The organism is Pseudoalteromonas sp. (assembly GCF_036960685.1).
In the GTDB taxonomy this organism is placed as follows: domain Bacteria; phylum Pseudomonadota; class Gammaproteobacteria; order Enterobacterales; family Alteromonadaceae; genus Pseudoalteromonas.
This window is the reverse complement of record NZ_JBALXK010000021.1, coordinates 36,331-56,835: the sequence shown is the minus strand read 5'-3', so window position 1 is coordinate 56,835 and position 20,505 is coordinate 36,331. Positions and strand designations below refer to the sequence as shown.

The 20,505-nt window shown below is 40.9% G+C and carries 23 protein-coding genes and 1 pseudogene; 6 read left to right on the top strand and 18 right to left on the bottom strand.

Annotated features, from left to right (window positions below):
- Nucleotides 1–64: 64 nt before the first annotated feature.
- From V7783_RS16190 to V7783_RS16120, 15 genes and pseudogenes are all read right to left on the bottom strand, one after another.
- Nucleotides 65–1,006: a DUF4097 family beta strand repeat-containing protein gene (locus V7783_RS16190; RefSeq protein ID WP_335679598.1), complete on the bottom strand. Its 942-nt coding sequence runs from the start codon at nucleotides 1,004–1,006 to the stop codon at nucleotides 65–67.
- A gap of 11 nt (nucleotides 1,007–1,017) precedes the next feature.
- The gene (locus tag V7783_RS16185; RefSeq protein WP_335679597.1) at nucleotides 1,018–1,500 is read right to left on the bottom strand and encodes a hypothetical protein; all 483 of its coding nucleotides are present in this window, start codon (nucleotides 1,498–1,500) and stop codon (nucleotides 1,018–1,020) included.
- On the bottom strand, nucleotides 1,487–2,038 hold the full coding sequence (locus V7783_RS16180; protein WP_335679596.1) for an RNA polymerase sigma factor: 552 nt from the start codon (nucleotides 2,036–2,038) through the stop codon (nucleotides 1,487–1,489). Before V7783_RS16180 ends, V7783_RS16185 begins: the two co-directional genes overlap by 14 nt.
- A 138-nt stretch (nucleotides 2,039–2,176) precedes the next feature.
- Nucleotides 2,177–4,012 (bottom strand): pilus assembly PilX family protein, encoded by a 1,836-nt coding sequence (locus V7783_RS16175; protein ID WP_335679595.1) that lies wholly within the window; start codon nucleotides 4,010–4,012, stop codon nucleotides 2,177–2,179.
- Nucleotides 4,012–4,536 (bottom strand): prepilin-type N-terminal cleavage/methylation domain-containing protein, encoded by a 525-nt coding sequence (locus V7783_RS16170; RefSeq protein WP_335679594.1) that lies wholly within the window; start codon nucleotides 4,534–4,536, stop codon nucleotides 4,012–4,014. The genes V7783_RS16175 and V7783_RS16170 overlap by 1 nt, the downstream gene beginning before the upstream one ends.
- Nucleotides 4,536–4,949 (bottom strand): type IV pilus modification PilV family protein, encoded by a 414-nt coding sequence (locus V7783_RS16165; protein ID WP_335679593.1) that lies wholly within the window; start codon nucleotides 4,947–4,949, stop codon nucleotides 4,536–4,538. Before V7783_RS16165 ends, V7783_RS16170 begins: the two co-directional genes overlap by 1 nt.
- Nucleotides 4,949–5,398, bottom strand: a complete 450-nt coding sequence (locus V7783_RS16160; RefSeq protein WP_335679592.1) for a GspH/FimT family pseudopilin — start codon at nucleotides 5,396–5,398, stop codon at nucleotides 4,949–4,951. The genes V7783_RS16165 and V7783_RS16160 overlap by 1 nt, the downstream gene beginning before the upstream one ends.
- 2 nt (nucleotides 5,399–5,400) lie before the next feature.
- Nucleotides 5,401–5,826 (bottom strand): type IV pilin protein, encoded by a 426-nt coding sequence (locus tag V7783_RS16155; RefSeq protein WP_335679591.1) that lies wholly within the window; start codon nucleotides 5,824–5,826, stop codon nucleotides 5,401–5,403.
- Between the two features lie 298 nt (nucleotides 5,827–6,124).
- Nucleotides 6,125–6,577: a 50S ribosomal protein L9 gene (rplI, locus tag V7783_RS16150; RefSeq protein ID WP_011329089.1), complete on the bottom strand. Its 453-nt coding sequence runs from the start codon at nucleotides 6,575–6,577 to the stop codon at nucleotides 6,125–6,127.
- 36 nt (nucleotides 6,578–6,613) lie between these two features.
- Entirely contained in the window at nucleotides 6,614–6,841 is a 228-nt protein-coding gene (rpsR, locus tag V7783_RS16145) for a 30S ribosomal protein S18 (protein ID WP_002962753.1), read from the bottom strand.
- A gap of 12 nt (nucleotides 6,842–6,853) precedes the next feature.
- The gene (gene priB / locus V7783_RS16140; protein WP_335679590.1) at nucleotides 6,854–7,171 is read right to left on the bottom strand and encodes a primosomal replication protein N; all 318 of its coding nucleotides are present in this window, start codon (nucleotides 7,169–7,171) and stop codon (nucleotides 6,854–6,856) included.
- 54 nt (nucleotides 7,172–7,225) lie between these two features.
- Nucleotides 7,226–7,567, bottom strand: a complete 342-nt coding sequence (gene rpsF / locus V7783_RS16135) for a 30S ribosomal protein S6 (protein ID WP_335679589.1) — start codon at nucleotides 7,565–7,567, stop codon at nucleotides 7,226–7,228.
- A 249-nt stretch (nucleotides 7,568–7,816) separates the two neighbouring features.
- The gene (gene rlmB / locus V7783_RS16130) at nucleotides 7,817–8,563 is read right to left on the bottom strand and encodes a 23S rRNA (guanosine(2251)-2'-O)-methyltransferase RlmB (RefSeq protein ID WP_335679588.1); all 747 of its coding nucleotides are present in this window, start codon (nucleotides 8,561–8,563) and stop codon (nucleotides 7,817–7,819) included.
- Complete coding sequence (gene rnr / locus V7783_RS16125) at nucleotides 8,560–11,058, bottom strand: ribonuclease R (RefSeq protein WP_335679587.1); 2,499 nt, start codon at nucleotides 11,056–11,058, stop codon at nucleotides 8,560–8,562. Before rnr ends, rlmB begins: the two co-directional genes overlap by 4 nt.
- Nucleotides 11,059–11,167: 109 nt before the next feature.
- A pseudogene (locus V7783_RS16120) lies at nucleotides 11,168–11,404 on the bottom strand (response regulator transcription factor); the annotation flags it as partial.
- A gap of 136 nt (nucleotides 11,405–11,540) precedes the next feature.
- On the opposite strand from V7783_RS16120, the gene V7783_RS16115 reads away from it, so the two are divergent.
- The 4 genes from V7783_RS16115 (at nucleotide 11,541) to queG (ending at nucleotide 15,625) form a co-directional block, all read left to right on the top strand.
- Complete coding sequence (locus V7783_RS16115; RefSeq protein ID WP_335679586.1) at nucleotides 11,541–12,407, top strand: DMT family transporter; 867 nt, start codon at nucleotides 11,541–11,543, stop codon at nucleotides 12,405–12,407.
- Nucleotides 12,404–13,102, top strand: coding sequence for a glycerophosphodiester phosphodiesterase (locus V7783_RS16110; protein ID WP_335679585.1), 699 nt, complete (start codon nucleotides 12,404–12,406; stop codon nucleotides 13,100–13,102). Before V7783_RS16115 ends, V7783_RS16110 begins: the two co-directional genes overlap by 4 nt.
- 100 nt (nucleotides 13,103–13,202) lie before the next feature.
- Complete coding sequence (locus V7783_RS16105; protein ID WP_335679624.1) at nucleotides 13,203–14,420, top strand: methyl-accepting chemotaxis protein; 1,218 nt, start codon at nucleotides 13,203–13,205, stop codon at nucleotides 14,418–14,420.
- 71 nt (nucleotides 14,421–14,491) lie between these two features.
- Nucleotides 14,492–15,625, top strand: coding sequence for a tRNA epoxyqueuosine(34) reductase QueG (gene queG / locus V7783_RS16100; protein ID WP_335679584.1), 1,134 nt, complete (start codon nucleotides 14,492–14,494; stop codon nucleotides 15,623–15,625).
- 48 nt (nucleotides 15,626–15,673) lie between these two features.
- Here the strand turns inward: queG and V7783_RS16095 are convergent, their stop codons facing one another.
- From V7783_RS16095 to V7783_RS16085, 3 genes are all read right to left on the bottom strand, one after another.
- Nucleotides 15,674–16,804: a response regulator gene (locus V7783_RS16095; protein ID WP_335679583.1), complete on the bottom strand. Its 1,131-nt coding sequence runs from the start codon at nucleotides 16,802–16,804 to the stop codon at nucleotides 15,674–15,676.
- A 79-nt stretch (nucleotides 16,805–16,883) separates the two neighbouring features.
- Complete coding sequence (locus tag V7783_RS16090; RefSeq protein WP_335679623.1) at nucleotides 16,884–18,800, bottom strand: ATP-binding protein; 1,917 nt, start codon at nucleotides 18,798–18,800, stop codon at nucleotides 16,884–16,886.
- Between the two features lie 146 nt (nucleotides 18,801–18,946).
- Nucleotides 18,947–19,435, bottom strand: a complete 489-nt coding sequence (locus tag V7783_RS16085) for a GNAT family N-acetyltransferase (protein ID WP_335679582.1) — start codon at nucleotides 19,433–19,435, stop codon at nucleotides 18,947–18,949.
- A gap of 77 nt (nucleotides 19,436–19,512) precedes the next feature.
- Between V7783_RS16085 and V7783_RS16080 the strand changes: the two genes are divergently transcribed.
- Nucleotides 19,513–20,085, top strand: coding sequence for a glutathione peroxidase (locus V7783_RS16080; protein ID WP_335679581.1), 573 nt, complete (start codon nucleotides 19,513–19,515; stop codon nucleotides 20,083–20,085).
- Between the two features lie 84 nt (nucleotides 20,086–20,169).
- A complete protein-coding gene (locus V7783_RS16075; RefSeq protein ID WP_335679580.1) occupies nucleotides 20,170–20,451 on the top strand; it encodes a peptidylprolyl isomerase in 282 nt (93 codons plus the stop codon).
- Nucleotides 20,452–20,505 lie beyond the last annotated feature (54 nt).

The window sequence follows — 20,505 nt, the reverse complement described above, 5'->3', positions numbered from 1 at the left end:
ATCGACTTGGCTAAGCCGTGCAAAGAGTAAAGCAGGATTTCTTTTCCTGCTTTACTACGGGAGATTACTTTTGCTTACGTAATTCAATGCGCCCGCTGATAGTATCGATTTCAATATCAGCGTTACCACCGTTAACAGCAAACTCTAAATCACTAGAGGGGCCGTACTTAGCTTTTCTAACCTTATCATTGCTCAGCTCATTAACGATTTTGCCATTGGCATGGGCTTCTATTTCAAAGCGTGCAGAGACGCTAGTAGGGAAATAAAATTCGGCATCGCCACTGACTGATTCATAGCTAATTTGCGCACCTTTTAATAGCTCATTGATATGAATTTCACTTTCCCCATTCACAGTGCTAATGCGTAAACTTTTTAATGCCTTAAAAGCAAAGTCGATATCGCCATTCACGTTTTCTAAGCGTACTTCTTGCGCTGCGGTTTTTGATTTAATATCGCCATTAACGGCGGTAAAGCGCAGTGTTCCTTCAGAGTCTTTGTCATTAATTTCACCGTTAACGGTTTCATAGCGAATATCGCCTTTTAAGCCAATCGCACTGACATCTCCATTGACGGTATCAACACTAATATTGCCGCTGATAGTATGTAAGTTGATATCGCCATTAACAACGTCGATATCAGCTCCGGCATGTAAATCTTTGGCATTGATGTTGGCATTAACCCCAGTAAACTCAAGTTCACTGCTTTTTGGCATATAAATCGTCAACTGTGAGCCATCACCACTGTTCCAACCATTATTGTTGCGCGGCATTTTCACGATAAATTCAATGCGGTCGTTTTCCACTTCTAAACGGTAACCTTGTGCTTTATCATCAAGTTCACCAGTGATCTGTAACTGCGGCTTATCCCAACCCTCAATACGTATATCACCGCGTTGATTATCGATAAAAATGCGTTTATTGGCTGGCACTTCAATTTGTTCATTGATTTTTTCGCCTGCTGCGGCTAAAAACGGCAATAAAGTCAGTGCTAATACTAATATTTTCATGGTTTTTACTCCTAAATTTGTTGCCATTTCGGTGCATGCACCTTATTGATTAAGTCTAATTGTTGCTGATAAACCTGTGCGAGCATTTTTAACAGTGCAGGGTTTTCAGGCTCATTTTCAAGCGTTTGCTTGATTGCCCGTTCAGCCTCTTCTAATTCAGCCAATTGCTGTTGCCAGTTATCAGTCAGTGCCGGTTGGTTTTGGTACTGCACTAACAAGGTTTGTTTTTGTTGAGTAAAATAATCACTCATCACCACGCTGGTTGCCGGCTCAGCGCCTGAAAATAACAACTGCACAGTTAATAAAGCCGCAACTGAACATGCAGCTACACCAGCAAGCTTTGGCCACAGAACGCTCTTAGCCTGTGATTTTGGCGCTTGTGCTAACGCTTTTTCTATACCTGGCCATAAATCTTTTTGTGGCGTAATCTCTGAGTCAGCGTTATTAATAGACTCTGCTAAAAAGGTGTCAAAATCTGGCTTATTCATTTTCATACCACTCTTTTAATAACTGACGGGCGCGATGAAATTGTGACTTACTTGAACCCACTGCCATGTCTAGCATAGCGGCAATTTCTTCATGGCGATAACCTTCAATGGCGTGCAAAACAAACACCATCCGCGCTCGCTCTGGTAATCGTAAAACTAACTTATCAAGACCATTTAGCCCTTGGCAATCGAGTGCACTTTGTTCGTCCATGCCGCTTTGCTCGAAGCTCACTACTTTTTGCAACCAGTTTTTATGCTTGCGCAAGTAACTAATAGCAATATTGCTGGTTACACTGTGCAACCAAGTAGAAAACTGCGACTGCCCTTCAAAGCTGGCGATTTTGTGCCACAGTTGCACAAACACTTCCTGAGTTGCATCTTCCGCGTGTTCGCGATCCGCCAATAAGCGTAAGCACAAACCATAGACCCGCTTTACATGTAACTCATAAAGTGCCGCATAAGCATTTTGGTCGCCACTTTTAACACGGGTAATAAGTGTCTCTTCACTTAGCTGTGTAAAAGCCTGTTTTGCATCTATCAACATCTTAGATGTTGTCCCTTTATGATTATTGTTCTGAATTTAGTGTATTAGACGCAAGGTAGGATCGAAAAGGTTTAAATGAAATAAAATTATTTTGATAAAACGGCTAACTGAAAAATTAACCGTTATTAGAGAGGAGGATTATATTGTCGGTTCTATTGGCTCTTCAACAGGCTCTTCTGTTCGTGGTGTTGGAGCTTTATAAGACCAGCCAAGAAAAACCAATTTACCTGTAGTGGCATTACCACCGCCATTACTCACATTTGATAAATTTAAATCATGGTGAATACCACCTAGCCCAGAGGCTGTTACAGTCTTTCCGCGAATAGAGCCACTAAATCCGCCATTAGCCACAACACTTACATCCGTTTTAGGTGCATAAATTGCTGCATATAAATCAGAGTCAGCACTAATATCTATGCCATTAGCGTCTGAATAACCTGAGTAAATACTAAAAACAGGCTTACCCGTTACAGTTAAACCATGCTTCATAGTGATGGCACCTTCAGCTGCATTGATAGCAACAGTACCAGATATATAAAGCGTTAAACTACTGCCAGGTGTGATATCAATATACGAATCACCTGTCATGGTAAAGTCACCATTTACAATTAGAGTAACATCACCACCGGTTACTTTTAAAATGCCATTATTTAAAGTGAAACTACCGGATTTAAGTACTTTTTGATCAATTTGCTGGTTAATCGTCGCCAGTTGATAATTTAACGTTGCCGGAGGCTCACCTAACCAATTTTCCCATACATAAGTCCCTGGGTTCTCTATTTTAGATTGACCAATTTCAGGGGTTAGTTCATAAATCACTCGTGTTTCAGGCTTGCCGACAACCAAGGTTGTGGTACTGTGCTTTACTAAAATATCTTCTGCTGCAGGATCAGTAAGCGCATTTACAGCGCTTGCTATATCAATAGGATCGCATTGCACTTTACTGGCTTCAAAGTTATCTGGATCTTGAAAAGGCACCAATTCAACATTTGGCGATTGCTTAAACTTAGCATCAGAATACGCAATACCATCTTGCTTAAGATGTTCAGCTAAGCCTGCTGGCGCTTTTAATGCATTACCATACATAACATCAAGTGCTTCATTATTTTTATTTACGAGGATTGTGCTTGCACTGTTATTTGGAAAAGTTAAATCATTATTAGCGCGAATAACCCCCAACACTTTACCTTGTTTCCATATTACATCACCAGCCGATAATACGTCACCGCCAACAGCCGTATCTAAGGGAAAGCCTTCAGGTAAAAGTGGGTCTGTAGACACCGTGAAATTAGAATCTATGGTGATAGTATTATTTGCACGCAGCGAACCTGTGATAGGTGATGAGCCACTGAAAATAATGCTACCCGTAGCATGTACACTACCCCAGATAGTGGAAGCGCCTGATAATGTTACGTCTTTGTCTTTATAAACAGTGCCAATAACGGCTGCGGCTTCTGCATTATCTGGATCGTAGTCGCCCAAACTTGAGTCATAACTATCGATACGGCCACTTGCACTTAATGAAACCCCTTCACAACCCACAATTGCATTTTCAAAAACAGAGCCTCCTTTACCTGGTGTAAAACCAAACCGTGCCACTAAGTTGCTCTGCGCATCGCCTTCATAACGTTCGCCAATACTGGCGATTTCCAGCTCGCCTGCTGCATTTTTACTAATACTTGCGTTGTAGGTTGCATCACTACCAATTAAACCTGTGCCTGAGGCATTACCTGTTGCAGCAATTAAGCCATCGATATCTAGAGTTTGATCATTTAGTAAAGCTTGCTGCAATAATTTGGCTTCTTCAAAAACACCTTTTTCAGCCAGTAACCGACTATTCATTTTCTTTTGAAAGTTACCGCTCATTCGCTCTTGAACAATGTTTTCACGTAATGAATTAAGTACCACAATACTTGCCATACTGGTGAGGATCAATACTGTTATTAATGTAAAACCGTGCTGTCTTTTATTCATTACACACCACCAAATGCATTGTTTAAAATTACATTAGATACTGCAATATCAATGGCAATGGTGTTACCAAATTGAGCTGGTAAATTTTCAGGCCCAACATTAATGGTGACAACATTATTATTAAGCGCAAAACTCAACTGCGTGACCCCAGTTAGCAACCGCTCGGCAGGTTCAGCCCCTATGGCACACATTAAATTATTACCGGTTAGGCTATAAATCTCAGTAACATCAGCACCCGATACGCTGCCATTACAGGTAATAACTCCAGTAGGCTGAGAAATAGTTATTGATGAACCATCTGCGGCAATGGTTGGAGCACTAGGTGTTTGTTTAATGCTACGCGTAAATACTTTACTAGTGTAACGGATCACTTCTTGCGCATTTTCAAGCTCTTTGCCCACCAAAATAGTACTTTTGATTGCTGAGTATGACAGGCTAACGCCAGCTAATAAGAAAGCCCCTGCGGCAAGTGCCACCATTAATTCGACAAGGGTATAACCTTGGCCGCGTGATAAAGTGCTCATTAGATACACCCTGCAGGTAGCTCAGGATAGCTAGCGTTTAAAGTAATCTGGTTTTCTAATTGAGCGGGATCTTGCTGTTTAATTCTCTCATCGCTCCAAGAAACTGTAATTTGCATATCATTCGCGTACGCCGCAGGTAAGCTCAGCTGGTAGTCATCGATTTGTGGGTCTAAAGAAGCACGAAAATTAGCATCCGTGAATAATGCTGGGTTTGTTGTTTGTAATTCACACAACCGTGGCCAAATGCGCTCCAAGGTATTTTGCCCTTGCACCAAAGAGACAGTGTAATTAAAACTATTGGTCGCATATTGCAACGACTTCAGTTGCGCCGCCGCCAAGCCTAATAAAGCAATACCGGCAATAACCACTGAAAGCATTACTTCTAACAACGAAAACCCATTTTGCTTATTCATTACGCACACGCCGCTGACTGTTCAGCCAACCAATTTTGGCCGCTTTTTAAGATACAAAGGTAATAATCTACCGTGTTGTCGTTACCATCTTTAATCAATATTTCGCTAGCCGCAGATATTTCACCTGTAGACCATACGGTACGATCGACTAAGCCAACCGTTACACCTTGGTGTTGGATCACAAATTCTTTTAAAACAGTTTCAACGCCATCAACAGCTGCTTTTACTTGCCAATTAGTACCGCTGACCACCAACTTCACATCACGGTCACGTTTGACGGCTTCACTGCGCGCATATTTATAGACACTGTTGAGTTGATTAGCGGTAGTCACTACACGGTCTTGCATGATTTGCTGACTAAATGATGGAAACGCTAACACCGCCATAATTGCAACAATACCAACTACGACCATTAGTTCAACTAATGTAAAACCAGTTGTTCGAGTCATTGTTATTCCCAGCAGTTATTCGCGTCAGCTGATTGTGTTCCATCATGCTTGATCACTAAAGCACCACAGCGATCTCCCGCTTGGGCAGAGCCTAGTTTTGGGGTTGCAGTTAAGGTAAACGCGCGGCTTTTAAAATTAGCGTCCGCTGCCGCACCTGTAGCACGGTTTAACGCTGTATAAGTAAACGTGTAAAAATCTGTACTTACGCCTGCATCAAAAGTATTTGGATAGCCACCATTGCGTGAATAAATACGTTCCAGTGATGCGCCATGTTGCAGCATAACTTGTTGAATATCAGCACGACGGCTACGCTCCATATGTTCGACATATGAAGGCATGGCAACGCTATATAAAATGCCTAAAATGGCGACTACGATTAGTAACTCTATTAATGTAAAACCAGCAGGTGGTTTGGTATTTCTCATCATGTGTTGTTTCAATTCTTACATCCTTAACACTATGCCCAGTGCACAAACAATATACACTGACAGCGCTGTCACTGTCAATTAACTGAAACATTGTTACACCATAGCCACATTTTAGCAGTTATAAATCATTAGTTTTAATTGTTTGAATTTTACAACAGGTAACATAGTTAACCAAGGTAGGTACAATACTGTATTTTACCCAATTTTGATACTAAAGAATGATGAGGCTTGGATGTGGTAATCATTTTAAACAAAAAAGCCGCGCTTTTCAGCACGGCTTTTTTCGCTTAATTAAAAATTAAGCTTCAGCGATCACGATTACTTTGATAGTAGCCGTTACTTCTGAATGAACTGCGATTGATACGTCAAATTCGCCAGTCTCACGGATAGTACCTAGAGGTAAACGAACTTCTGACTTAGCAACTTCAACACCAACAGCTGAGATAGCGTCAGCGATGTCGCGAGTACCGATAGAACCGAATAACTTACCTTCGTCACCGGCTTTTGATACTAATGTAACTTCAGCTAATGCTTCAAGTTTATCAGCGCGTGCTTGTGCAGCAACAAGCTGGTCAGCGATTTTCGCTTCAAGCTCAGCACGACGTGCGTCAAAAGTTTCAATGTTAGCTTTAGTTGCAGGAACTGCCTTACCTTGTGGGAAAAGGAAGTTACGTGCGAAGCCAGATTTAACTACAACCTGGTCACCTAGGCCACCTAGGTTTGCGATCTTATCTAGTAGAATAACTTGCATGTTTCTACACCTTTTAAAAACGTGTTAATCCGCTGCTTACTTATGTAAGTCAGTGTATGGAAGAAGGGCTAAGTAGCGAGCACGCTTAATAGCAGTTGCTAGCTGGCGCTGGTATTTAGCGCTAGTACCTGTGATACGGCTAGGTACGATTTTGCCACTTTCTGTAACATAGTTTCTAAGAGTAGCTAGATCTTTATAATCGATTTGTTGTACGCCTTCCGCTTTAAAGCGGCAGAACTTACGACGTCTGAAATAACGTGCCATGAGATAAATTCCTCAAATAATTCTTTCTATATGCTGAGCATGCAAAACCAATTGGCTAAGGCCGTTACGACCTTCGTGACGGTTTAAAAAACCGCTCACTTGCAATGCCTGCCCAACGTGCAAATGTTGAGTCTGTTGTTGCATTTGCTTACCACTGGCAACCACTTGAAGCCTAACATAACTATTACGGTTAAGGTCTGCTTCAACTTGCATTGATTTATGTTCTACAACAAAAATACAATGCGGGATACCAGCAGGGCTTTGGCTAAACTTAGGTGTTTTACAAACAACCCCAGAGATAATCAGCTGATTCATAAAAGGACTGACCATATGGTTTACCTTAAAATTCTCGCGGATCAAACGCCATGCTTGGACTCAAAACAATTAAGCAGCTGGTGCTTCTTTCTTCTCTTCTCTTACAAGAGGAGATGCTTCAGTTACAGCGTCTTTAGTACGCATAACTAAGTTACGAAGCACTGCATCGTTGTAGCGGAAAGTAGTTTCTAGCTCGCTGATTACTTCAGTAGGTGCTTCAACGTTCATAAGAACATAATGAGCTTTATGAAGCTTGTTGATTGGGTATGCCAATTGACGGCGACCCCAGTCTTCAAGACGGTGGATAGTACCACCAGCTTCAGTGATAGAACCAGTATAACGTTCGATCATACCAGAAACTTGCTCACTCTGATCTGGGTGAACCATGAATACGATTTCGTAATGACGCATGGATATTCCTTACGGTTAATAGAGCCTTCTACCGTTTCAGCCGGTCGGTTTAAGGCAAGGAATTAATATTAATTAGGCCGAAATGAGCGCGCATTTTACGCTTAGTTGGAAAATTAAGCAAGCAGGTTTTTTAGCTTTAAGTGGTAAGCTTTAAGTTATAAGTGTTTTGGAGTGATGCGACTCTATAAAAGTAAGCTGATGCTATGATTAACATCAGCTTAGGGCTTAAAGCTTATACCTTAAAGCTTTTTAAGCTTGTGTTGCATTTCTCTGACGTAGTACTTCAAACAAACAAATACCTGTGGCTACAGATACATTTAAACTTGATACTGTGCCCGCCATTGGAATTTTGACTAACACGTCACAATGCTCACGCGTTAAACGGCGCATGCCCTCGCCTTCAGCGCCCATTACAATTGCCATCGGGCCGGTTAGGTTAGCATCGAATACATGCACATCGGTTTCACCCGCAGTGCCAACTACCCACACGCCTGCGTCTTTCATTTCACGCAAAGTACGCGCAAGGTTAGTCACTTGGATCAGCGGTACTGTTTCAGCTGCGCCACAGGCAACTTTACGTGCTGTGCCATTTAATTTTGCTGACTTATCTTTTGGAACAATAATCGCGTGCACGCCAGCGGCATCAGCACTACGTAAGCAAGCGCCTAAGTTATGCGGATCGGTAATACCGTCTAAAACCAGTAAAAATGGGGTTTCTTCGCGGGCAATTATTGCATCTAAATCTTTTTCATTGAAAGTAGGAGCTGCGATCACGTTAGCAATAATGCCTTGGTGCTGCTCGCCTTTCGATTTGTTATCAAGGGCTTTACGCTGCATAAATTGTACAGAAATACCAAATTTACGCGCTTCTTCAATAATTGGAGATAAGCGTTTGTCATCACGTCCTTTTAGGGCATAAATTTCAATAAAACGCTCAGGCTCACTTGCGAAAATTGCTTCAACAGAGTGAAAGCCAAAAATTAATTCATTACTCACGTATCACTTGCTCCTGAACTCTTACTTTTCCGGGCATTTTTGCCGGGTCTTTTTGGCTTTTTAACGGCCTTTTTTTTCGGTTTTTTTGCTGTTGTGGTAGTCGTGGTAGCAGCAGCTGACTTCCCTGCTGGTTTCTTTCTACCTCGACTGGCACTGCTTTTTTTTGGCTTTGGCTTACTCTGTTCAGAACGGCCTTTATGCTCAGCAGATGCTGTTTCATCCGTTTTTTTACCTGGTATTTTGCCGCGCTTTAACTGTGAACGAACGCTTGCAGGAGTGTGGCCTTTCGCGTCACTACGCCGACGAGCATATCTATCTTGTGCTGCATTGCCATCTATCGTTAAGTTGATACGACGCTCATCTAAGCTTACTGATGCGACCTGAACCGTTACTTTATCGCCTAAACGATATACCTTGCGAGAATGCTCGCCAATTAAGCAATGTTTCGCACCATCATGTTGGAAGTATTCATCGCCAAGGTTTGTCACGTGGATCAAGCCATCTATTTGTAAATCAGCTAAGCGAATAAACAAACCAAAGTTGGTAACCGATGAGATCACTCCTTCAAATTCATCGCCCACATGGTCCTGCATATATTCGCACTTGAGCCAATCGGCGACTTCGCGCGTCGCATCATCCGCACGACGTTCGGTGTTTGAACACTGCTCACCCAGCTGGGCAACTTCTTCATCACTGTATACATAAGCGCCGGATGTCACCATACCCTGGGCTTTTAAAATACCTTTAATAGCACGATGTACCACTAAATCAGGGTAACGACGAATTGGCGAGGTAAAGTGTGCGTATTCACCTAGCGATAAACCAAAGTGACCAATATTTTCCGCTTGATACACTGCTTGTTTCATCGAACGCAGTAACATAGTTTGAATAAGCTCAGCGTCGGGACGATCGCCAAGTTTAGCTAATACGTGAGTAATTTCTTTCGGCGTTGGCTCGTCACTCAGGGTAGATTCGATACCCAGCTCAGAAAGGAACTGCCTAAAGTTCCCCAGTTTTTCGCCATCAGGTTCGGCGTGTACACGGTACAGTGCACTGGCTTCATGTTTTTCCAGCATTTTGGCTGCAGATACATTAGCCAAAATCATACATTCTTCGATCAGCTTATGCGCATCGTTACGCACCACTGGCACAATTGACTCAATTTTACGCTGGGCGTTAAACACAAAGCGAGTTTCGAGGGTTTCAAACTCTATCGCGCCACGCTCTTGGCGGGCTGCTTTTAACGCCATGTACATTTGCTGTAAATCAGTTAAATGCGGCACCACAGCGGCATACTCGGTACGGAGCTTTTCATCATTTTGTAAAATAGCGTTTACTTTGGTGTAGGTTAAACGCGCGTGTGAATTCATCACAGCTTCATAAAAACGATATCCCGACAGCTTACCTTGCGCCGATACCAGCATTTCCGCAACCATACATAAACGGTCAACTTTTGGGTTTAATGAACATAAACCATTGGACAATACTTTTGGCAGCATAGGGATAACTTGCTCAGGGAAATACACTGAGTTACCACGCTCGATTGCCTCGGCATTAAGTGGAGTATTCATTCCTACGTAATGAGATACATCAGCAATCGCGACCCATAAGCGCCAACCACCCGATTCAACAGGCTCACAATAAACCGCATCATCAAAGTCACGCGCATCTTCACCATCAATTGTTACTAAAGGCAAATCACGTAAATCAACACGATTTTGCTTGTCAGCTTCTTCAACAAATTCACCTAAGTGCTCAACTTGCTTTTCAACCGCTTCAGGCCAAACATGTGGGATATCGTGATTACGCAGCGCAACTTCGATTTCCATACCTGGAGCTAAATGCTCACCCAATACATCAATGACTTTACCTACCGCATTCATATTGCGATTAGGGTTTTGAGTGATTTGCACTTGCACCATTTGATTATGACGCGCGCCATTTTCACTGCCTGGTAGAATAATAATATCTTGCGTAATGCGCGGATCTTCCGCCACCACCACGGCAATACCATGCTCAACAAAATAGCGGCCAACAATCGGGGCGCGTTCGCCGGACAACACTTTAATAATACGTGCATCACACTTACCACCAGAACCGCGTTTGGTGCCTTTAGCAAGTACAATGTCACCATGCAGTACCATGCTCATTTGGTGCTTGGCAATAAACCAGTCTTTACTTTCGCCTTCGACTTCTAAAAAGCCAAACCCGTCACGATGACCAATGACTTTACCTTTAACAAGCCCTGCTTCATCGATTAAGGCGTAGCATTTGAATTTATTAAAGAACAATTGACCGTCGCGCTCCATAGCACGTAAACGACGCTTGAAAGCAATTTGGCGCTCATCATCGTTTACTGCTAATTCTTCGCATAATTGATGGAAGTTAGCAGGTTTAGCGCGCTCTTTTAGGTGAGTAAGTATAAACTCACGACTAGGGACAGGGTTTTCGTACTTTTCTTGTTCTCGACTGAGATTAGGATCTTGGTTTGACATTCACTATCTTGTTAGTTGGTTATGTTGTTATTTTAACCCATAACCAATCAATGAGACAGGCAAAAGCTATGAAACTTTTAAGAAAGCGTATTTAGATGAGCTAAAAAGGCTATAACCAACCTTTTTGTTTAGCAATACGCGCCGCATCGACTCGGTTACTGGCATTGAGTTTAGCAATTGCGTCCGATAAATAATTACGTACCGTGCCCTCGCTTAAATATAACTTTGCGGCAATATCAGCGGTTTTCAACCCTTCACCTGCTAATTGTAATGCTTTGCGCTCTTTCGCTGACAAAGGATCACTATCAGCTAATGCGTTTAAAGCCAACTCGGGCGCAATCATCTTTAATAACATAACTATCTCTTTTAATGATGCCAGAGTGTAGTGTAAATTGTCATAAGTAAAGATACAAAATGCTACAAAAACAAGCATGTTTATAACATCTGAAATGTTAGTATTTACCAATCTAAAAGGGTTCTAGATGCAGGCTCAACAGCAAAGTTTAATTTATCTACACATCGCAGTATTGCTGTTTGGTGGCACCGCGTTGTTTGCCAAGCTAATAAACTTAAATGCGCTAGATATAACGGTCTATCGAGCCGCGATTGCGAGTATGGCTATTTTGCTGTTACTGCTTTGGCAAAAAAAAGCCATTAAACTTAACAGCACTAAAGATTACCTCATTGCGTTATTTTTAGGAGCCACAGTAGGTATTCATTGGGTAACCTATTTTGCAGGAATGCAAATGGCGGGAATTGCAGTGGGTATGATTGCTTTTTTTACCTACCCAGTGATCACCGTTTTTATTGAACCCTTTTTTAATGGCAAAAAACCTAAAGTAAACGATTTGCTCAGTGCGTGCGTAGTAATAACCGGGATCTATTTGCTGATCCCAAGTGCGGATATGGGCAATGATGTCACCTTAGGGGTGATTACAGGGGTAATTTCGGCGTTCTTCTTCGCATTTAGAAATATTGTCCATAAACGCTATTTCAGCCAATATGGCGGGCCACAAACTATGTTTTATCAAACTATAGTGGCAAGTATTTTATTATGTGCTTTTATAGAAGTACCAGTGATTAATGTATCCACCCGCGATATGGGACTGTTACTAGTTGCAGGAGTAATATTTACCGCAACCCCACACTCTTTATTTGCGGCAAGTTTACAATATTTATCCGCATCAACAGCGGGGCTTATTTCTTGTTTACAGCCTCTGTATGGCACATTTTTAGCATTTTTATTGTTGCATGAGCAACCTTCACTGCTGACCTTACTTGGCGGTGCGATGGTGATCAGTGCAGCATTTTATGAAACATGGTCAGTTACTCGGAAACACACATTATGATTAAAGTTTTTGCTCATCGCGGCGCCAGCGGTACTTACCCTGAAAATACCCAAAGTGCAATTACAGCGGCTGTAGACATCGAAGTTGATGGTATTGAAGTTGATGTCCAAAGTTGCTTAGATGATTACATGATCATTCATGATAGCTGGCTAGAACGCACCACCAATGGTCATGGTAAAGTAAACAAACTCACTAGAGAGCAAATTCAATGTTTTGATGCTGGTAATAATGAGCGTGTCCCTACCTTACAACAAACCATTGATTGGGTTAATAATAAAACATTATTAAACCTAGAGCTAAAGCACACTTTTGCGTTGGATAAGTTTGTTGAGCTGATTGAAGCAAATATTGCTGCTAAAAAACTGTCTCGTGACAACCTTTTAGTCTCTTCATTTGATCACCATCAACTCATGTGGCTAAAACAACAGTTACCATGGGTGAAAATTGGCGCTTTAACAGCCTCTATTCCTATCAACTATGCAGAATTTGCTCAGCGCTTACATGCTTCAAGTATTCATATTGATAAAAACTTTATTAATCATGAGTTTGTCACTGACGCAAAACAACGCGGTTTGGCTGTTTATGCATACACCGTTGATAAACAAGAAGATATAGAAATGATGCTTAATTATGGTGTAGACGGTATTTTTACTAACTACCCATGCAATACGAAAATGATTTTGAATTCACTTTAAATCAGCCGCACTTACTAGCGCCATTCGTCCTATATTCTTGAATTAAAGTGAATTTGAACGATACTGAGTAAAACTGATGCAACAGCCAAGCGGGCGATTAATGAGTGGGTATATGCGTATTTATAACTTTATTGAACAAAGCTTCTTTTTTACTTTAACTCGTAAAATTATTGGTAACTTAAGCTTTGTTTTTGCTTTTCAAGCTATTACGTTAATTTGGTTATATAAAAGCCTCATCTTGCAAAATGCTGATACGCAACTATTCTGGTTGCTCACAGCAATTATAATTGCAGGCTTTGCTTTCACTGTGTTTTATATGCGTTTTTTAATTGTTCGCCCGGTTACGGCAATGCGCGATACTTTGGTACAAATTAACAGCCAAGATGCCAACTTAACAGCCAAGCTCCCGCATTTTACCTATGATGAGTTTCGTGAGATTAGCCAGCAATACAACACGTTTACTGATCATCTCAGTCAATTACTCGCGACAACTTATCAAAGTGCACAAGCCAGCGCACAGAGTAACAATCAAGTGACCGTATCAATGCAACAAACGGCGCAATTAAGCGAGCAACAAATCGATTTTAGCCAAACAATTACCGCTGCAAGTAATCAAATAACCGATAGTTTGCAAAGTATCGTTACCAACACCGATAGTGTTCATCAAGTAAATAGTGAACATGTAAACTTTGTAACTCAATCTGCGCAAGAATTAACTGAACTCGTTGTCCAAGTTAAATCGATTAGCCAGGTGTTAAGCAGCTTCTCAGAGACGATTTCAGGTTTAAAACAAAACAGCGACAATATTCGTAGCATTTTAAAAATGGTGGAAGAGTTTTCAGATCAAACGAACCTGCTGGCACTCAATGCAGCCATAGAAGCCGCTCGCGCTGGTGAGGCTGGTCGTGGTTTTGCTGTTGTAGCCGATGAAGTAAGAACACTATCAGTTAAGGTAAGCGATGCAACTCGTCAGATCAGCGATTTTATCAATCAAATGGATTCACTGGTAAATCAAACAAATAAAGAATCAGAGCAGCTTGTTAGTTATTCCCACAATGCAGAAACCACTATCAGCAATACCTCTCATGGCTTTACTGAGCGATTAATTGAGTTTGAGCATAATCAACAACAATTACAGCAAATTGTCAGTGCAGTGCATTTACTCGAACAAACGCAACATCAAACCCATCAATCAGTTGAGCAGATTGTGGAATTAGGCTCACAAGCTAAGTCACAAATCGATATCGCACTCGCTGATTGCCAGCAATCACAGCAGTTGAGTAAACAAACTCAACAACAGTTAAAGCGTTTTGTTTAACCTATCAAGCGTGATATTAATAGCTTAATGTGTTAAATTACGCAGCTATTTTTTGACCATGATGTGCCTGTGTGACTAGCCTATCTCCTGATTACAAACAACTTGCTTTAGATATAAAGAAGTGGGCCTTAGAGCTTGGCTTTAGTGAAGCTGGTATTACTGATATTGATTTGAGCAAACATGAAGCTCAGCTGCAACGTTGGCTAGACTTAGGCTATCACGGTGAAATGGATTACATGGCTGCCCATGGTATGAAACGCGCTCGCCCCGCCGAGCTGGTGCCTGGTACTGTGCGCGTTATTTCGGTTAAAATGAACTACCTTCCCCCCGATGCAAGCTTTGCTAAAACTCTTAAAAATACCGATAAAGCGTATATTAGCCGCTATGCACTTGGCCGTGATTACCACAAACTCATGCGTAATCGAATTAAGCAACTTGCTCTAAAAATTGAGCAATATGTTGATCAATTGGGCTTTCGCCCTTTTGTTGATTCAGCTCCCGTACTTGAGCGACAACTAGCTGAAAAAGCCGGACTGGGTTGGCAGGGGAAACACAGTTTATTGATCAATAAAGAAGCCGGATCTTGGTTCTTTTTAGGTGAACTATTTGTTGATATTCCACTGCCCATTGATAAACCAAATGAATTTGAAGGCTGCGGTAAATGTGTTGCCTGCATAACCTTATGCCCAACGGGTGCTATTGTTGAGCCTTATGTGGTTGATGCGCGTAAATGTATCTCTTATTTGACGATTGAGCTACAAGGCTCTATTCCTGAACAATATCGGCCATTACTAGGCAATCGTGTTTATGGTTGTGACGACTGCCAACTTGTCTGTCCGTGGAATCGCTATGGGCAAATCACCGATGAAACTGACTTTCACCCACGCAAACAATTAAAAGATAAAGACCTGCTCGAGCTATTTAGTTGGGATGAAGCTACCTTTTTAAAAAATACCGAAGGCAGTCCAATTCGCCGCATTGGTCATGAGCGTTGGCGCCGTAATATCGCTGTAGGTTTAGGTAATGCCCAGTTTAATCAAACAATTGTTGATGTACTCACCGCAACTCGTGAACAATCTAGTGCTATGGTTATTGAGCATATCGATTGGGCACTTCAGCAGCAGCGATCAAAACAAGATAAATTATTACGAAAAACCGCGCGCTTAATACGTATCGTAGAAAAAGGCCTACCAAGAGATGCATAGCTTGCTATCTCTTGATATTTAAGTATTAACCTTGTTATTTACTCAACATTATTTACTCAACAGAGTAGACAAGTCTTGCTCAATTTCATGAAAAGCCACTTTTACGCCCTTAACAGACTCTTCTCGAGCCACTGAGTTTTGAATCGCTTCATCAACTTTACGATAAATAAATACTTCCTGATCTTCATCAAGTCCCATTGAAGGAATTCGCTCTTCAAGCTCTTCTTGCAGGCGCTTAAATACCGCTTCGTTATTTTTGCGGTTGTCATTCAATAGATCAATTAAGCCATGAAATTTACTATTTACCATAGTAATCGCATCATTTAGTTTTGATTGCTGCAACTGTAAAGCTTCACGAGTCATAATTGCTCGTAACTGTTGCTCTGTAACACTAACAATAAAACAAACATGATCACGAATTCGCCCATGTTTATCAGGGTCATGATCTGGCATGTTTAAAATTAATAAACTTATCAATTCATAGTTAACTAAGATCCGATGAGAAAATTCATGCAGTCGGCCTTTGTGTTTAAGCATATCAAACAGCTCAATTACAATGGGTGAACAGGTGCCATTTAAGGAGAAGTGCTGAGGTGCGGAAAAGGGGGTTCTAAACTCAACATTACTTTGTAGATCAAACGATTTTAAACAGTGAACTAAAGCGTCGCCGAGCGCTTTGCTATTATTAATCGTTCCTATATTTTCAATATAATTAACGATTTGTCCCATTTCACTGCTATTTGCCATAGCATTAAATGCCGTGGAGGTAGCATCTTCAACTTGTTGTTCGAGATTCTCTTTATCAATAAGAACTTGATTCAAGATCCTCAATTTTGATCTCAGTTCATCGTGGCCAAACGGCTTAACAATGTAATCTTCGCCACCAACAGAATAACCTTCCATACGTTCTTCTACAGTGCCTCTGGCTGACACAAACATTACGATAATATGAGCTGTGCTGGGATTTGCTTTGAGTTTTCGACACACCTCATAACCGTTCATTTGTGGCATGCTCACATCCAGAAGAATAACCTGGGGTGCAAAGTCTTCTACTGTCGCAAGGCACTCAGGCCCGCTATTTACCATCTTCAACTCAAACTCAAGATCGAGCAATATCTCTTCTATAATTTCTAAATTAAAAGGCTCGTCATCAACAGCTAGTATTCGTGTTAAAGGCATTATTATCATCCATTTCATAATTCATTTTAATAGTTTAGTCGTAAACATTGCACTTACCAGTACAACTAAGTAATTTATTTCACTTAACTGAATTTTTTATTTCGAAAGGCAAACTGACACGAATAGTAGTGCCTCCATAACTGTTATTATGAGCAGTAATTTCCCCATCATGTAATGATACAAATTCACGACATAAAGCCAGACCGAGCCCAGTTCCACCAGCCCCGCTATTTGTTTTGCTGCTTTGTACAAATTTTGCAAATACATGCTCAAGTTCATTATCGGGTATGCCAATACCACTGTCGATCACTTCAATAATTACGTGCTCTTGCTGATTAGTTAAAACTACTTCAATGCGACTATGAGGTTCACTGAATTTCAACGCATTACCTAATATATTTCGTAATAACTGACTTATTTGTTCTTCATCGCAGTCAATAATGATTGCGGGTTTTGGTGGTAAAAATCGTACCTCAATCTCTTTTTCCATCGCAGTACCTGAGACATCATCAATACTGGCTTTAACAATACTATTAAGATTATGTGGACGTGGATTAAAAGGAAATTTACCGACATCTAGTTTCGATAAGTCGAGTAAGTTATTAAGTAATGACAGTAACCGCTCACCACTGCATTCAATCCGCGACAAATATTTTTGTAATTTTTCGACCGCAATATCTCCTTTGCCAAGCTTATCTAAACCAAAGCGGGCAAAACTTAAGATTGAATGCATAGGTGTACGTAATTCATGGGACATATTGGCAAGAAATTCCGACTTACTGAGGTTTGCCGCTTCTGCAACATTTTTAGCATGCTCTAATTGCGAGGTGCGCGCTCGCACTTGCTCTTCAAGCATATCTTTTGCCTCTAATAAAAGGTCTTCTTTATGTTTTAGGTGCGTAACGTTTTTAAAAATCACAGCCAAGGCAATTTCACCATGGTGATCTATTTCATTAAACGAGCCAACTAACGGTATGCTTTCTTCCCCTTCCATAGGCAAATTCAAGTCACAACTAAATTGACGGTTTTGATTTAAAGTCGCGACTTTCTCCTTAATTTTTTCAGCCGAGGCACCATCTAACAAAGTAAAGACAGAGCGGCCCTGAAGCTCCTTCGCGGACAACCTAAACAATTTAGAGCAAGCATCATTTGCTTCAATAACTTCGCCATTACGCTCAAACAGCATGATCGCATCAGGAGTATGCTTATAAATAACACGTAGCAAACTATCTTTATCAATAAGTGCATCAACAGTATCTTGTAGACGTTCAACCAGCTCAATATTATGGCGCTTTAGTAATTCGGTTTGCCAAAGCTTATGCACTGATTGCAGTAACATATTTTCATTGATGGGCTTTACTAATACGTCTTCAACACCTTGGCGAATTGCTTCAATCATGGATACTTGATTTGGCTTTGAGGTAAAAAGTAAACAACGACATTGCGGATGATGGGCTTTGAGTGTTACAAATACTTCAATTCCTGAGCCATCAGGCAAGCTAAAGTCACTCAATAACAGATCAATTTTCTGACCATGGGACTGGCTTACCGCAGAGCTAATACTATTGGCGGTAATCGTTTTAATATGGGCGCCTAACAAACTGTTAGCTACCTTCTCAAGCCGCTCAGGAATATGGTCAACGAGTAACACTGTGGGTAACTGTAAAGTGCTATCAGTGCCAAGCTCTAAAACACTTTCCAGCAAGGTGCTAATTTCTTTATTCGCGAAGAAGGGGTAGATCACAATCGCATTAGGTACTAGTCGGTTCAGCTCGCTAAATGCAGATAGCTGCTCACTATTTTCAACTTTAGGTGCCAACAGCAAAATATGTTCTGAGCTTACCTCTGCGACCAATAAACTTGCTATAGCCACTGGCACACCATGTGCAACAGCCACTAAATCGTAGGAGTTAAATGCTGTGCATTCTTTTAGCATTGAAAAATGAATTAATTCAACTTCACAGCCAATTAATTCTAGCAATACCTTGATCCGCATTGCTAAAACACTACTGCTATCAACAATTAATATTTTTCGCACTACTTTGACCACACTCTCATCTACTTAACCAGATAAAAGCGTAGCCTAAGTTTTCTGTATTCACATAATCAAAAAGATTATTTTCCTAGTATAACTAAAAAACACTATTCTAAATGCTTACCTAATATCGTTAAGCTATAGTGGTTGCCATCCATAATAGCCACGTTAGGGAGCTTTCCCCACTGTTGATATTTAAACACTTCAAACAATTTAATGCTGGGAATATTGTGGCTAAATATAAAGGCTAATAACACTTTAATATTTAGTTGCAGAGCTTGCTTCTCTGCAAATTTGAGTAAGAGCTTACCCAGCCCTTGTCCTTGTGCACTGCCAGTAATATAGATACTGATTTCAACGGTACCATCGTAGGCTGGACGACCATAAAATGATTTATAACTCAACCACGCAACCACTTTAGCATTTTGCTCATACACATAAATAGGCCGCATCGCAGTATGGCTATCAAACCAACTTTGTTTTTGTGCTACTGTTACTTCTTCGGTGTCAGCGGTGACCATTCTGCTGGCGATGGTTTCATTATAAATTGCAACAATGGTTGGCAAGTCACTACTAGTCGCTAATCGAGTTGTCATTAAATTTTTTTGTGGTTATTGATCAGTTGCGCACATAATAACGTATCAGCTATAGCAACCACCAGCTAGGAATCGCTATGTTTAAAAAATTATTACTCTGTACCGCATTATTTAGTAGCAGTATCTATGTTCATGCTGAAACAAGTTCACCGACTGAAGAGCCCGAAGCCCAGTGCGAAGACTTTACCAATGTCAGCATGCGTAAATTACGCTCTAAAGAGAGCATCAATCTATGCCAATTTAAGAACAAACCATTGTTAATCGTCAACACCGCCAGCAACTGTGGCTTTACTCCACAATTTGAAGGATTAGAGGCACTGTATCAAAAATATCAAGATCAAGGCTTAGTGATCTTGGGTTTTCCATCAGATGATTTTTTTCAAGAAGAAGATGATGAAAAAGACACCGCAAAAGTCTGCTTTATCAATTATGGTGTAACCTTCCCAATGTTTGCTACCACCGCAGTGCGCGGCAGTGATGCTAACCCTATTTTTCAACATTTAAATGCTCAAACCAGCTCACCCAATTGGAATTTCTACAAATATTTAGTCTCTGCAGATCGTAAACAGGTAACCCGCTTTAACAGCAAAGCCAAACCAGATTCTGACGCTATCGTAAAAGCCGTTGAGCAAGCAATTTCGGATATTTAAATTAATACTGGTACAAGGCATTAGTATTAGACTAGAATAACTAAAGATTTGATTAAAAAAACACCACCTTAAACGGGAGATTTTATGACAGTGGCAAGTGCAAGACACATATTAGTAGACAGCGAAGCGCAGTGCTTAGATTTAAAAAGCAAAATTGAGCAAGGTGAAGACTTTGCAGAATTAGCTAAACTACACTCTAACTGCCCTTCAGGTCAGGATGGTGGCGCGTTAGGTGAATTTGGCCCAGGAATGATGGTGCCTGAATTTGATAAAGTGGTATTTTCAGCTCCAATTAATCAAGTACAAGGCCCAGTACAAACTCAGTTTGGTTACCACTTACTTGAAGTAACCAGCCGCTCAGAATAATATTAGTTTTCAACTAATTTGAATAAAGCCGCCTCTGCGGCTTTATTTTTATGT

Coding starts and splice junctions, on each gene's coding strand:
- V7783_RS16190 (WP_335679598.1), bottom strand. CDS start 1,006: ATGAAAATATTAGTATTAGCACTGACTTTATTGCCGTTTTTAGCCGCA.
- V7783_RS16185 (WP_335679597.1), bottom strand. CDS start 1,500: ATGAAAATGAATAAGCCAGATTTTGACACCTTTTTAGCAGAGTCTATT.
- V7783_RS16180 (WP_335679596.1), bottom strand. CDS start 2,038: ATGTTGATAGATGCAAAACAGGCTTTTACACAGCTAAGTGAAGAGACA.
- V7783_RS16175 (WP_335679595.1), bottom strand. CDS start 4,012: ATGAATAAAAGACAGCACGGTTTTACATTAATAACAGTATTGATCCTC.
- V7783_RS16170 (WP_335679594.1), bottom strand. CDS start 4,536: ATGAGCACTTTATCACGCGGCCAAGGTTATACCCTTGTCGAATTAATG.
- V7783_RS16165 (WP_335679593.1), bottom strand. CDS start 4,949: ATGAATAAGCAAAATGGGTTTTCGTTGTTAGAAGTAATGCTTTCAGTG.
- V7783_RS16160 (WP_335679592.1), bottom strand. CDS start 5,398: ATGACTCGAACAACTGGTTTTACATTAGTTGAACTAATGGTCGTAGTT.
- V7783_RS16155 (WP_335679591.1), bottom strand. CDS start 5,826: ATGATGAGAAATACCAAACCACCTGCTGGTTTTACATTAATAGAGTTA.
- rplI (WP_011329089.1), bottom strand. CDS start 6,577: ATGCAAGTTATTCTACTAGATAAGATCGCAAACCTAGGTGGCCTAGGT.
- rpsR (WP_002962753.1), bottom strand. CDS start 6,841: ATGGCACGTTATTTCAGACGTCGTAAGTTCTGCCGCTTTAAAGCGGAA.
- priB (WP_335679590.1), bottom strand. CDS start 7,171: ATGGTCAGTCCTTTTATGAATCAGCTGATTATCTCTGGGGTTGTTTGT.
- rpsF (WP_335679589.1), bottom strand. CDS start 7,567: ATGCGTCATTACGAAATCGTATTCATGGTTCACCCAGATCAGAGTGAG.
- rnr (WP_335679587.1), bottom strand. CDS start 11,058: ATGTCAAACCAAGATCCTAATCTCAGTCGAGAACAAGAAAAGTACGAA.
- V7783_RS16115 (WP_335679586.1), top strand. CDS start 11,541: ATGCAGGCTCAACAGCAAAGTTTAATTTATCTACACATCGCAGTATTG.
- V7783_RS16110 (WP_335679585.1), top strand. CDS start 12,404: ATGATTAAAGTTTTTGCTCATCGCGGCGCCAGCGGTACTTACCCTGAA.
- V7783_RS16105 (WP_335679624.1), top strand. CDS start 13,203: ATGAGTGGGTATATGCGTATTTATAACTTTATTGAACAAAGCTTCTTT.
- V7783_RS16095 (WP_335679583.1), bottom strand. CDS start 16,804: ATGCCTTTAACACGAATACTAGCTGTTGATGACGAGCCTTTTAATTTA.
- V7783_RS16090 (WP_335679623.1), bottom strand. CDS start 18,800: ATGCGGATCAAGGTATTGCTAGAATTAATTGGCTGTGAAGTTGAATTA.
- V7783_RS16085 (WP_335679582.1), bottom strand. CDS start 19,435: ATGACAACTCGATTAGCGACTAGTAGTGACTTGCCAACCATTGTTGCA.
- V7783_RS16080 (WP_335679581.1), top strand. CDS start 19,513: ATGTTTAAAAAATTATTACTCTGTACCGCATTATTTAGTAGCAGTATC.
- V7783_RS16075 (WP_335679580.1), top strand. CDS start 20,170: ATGACAGTGGCAAGTGCAAGACACATATTAGTAGACAGCGAAGCGCAG.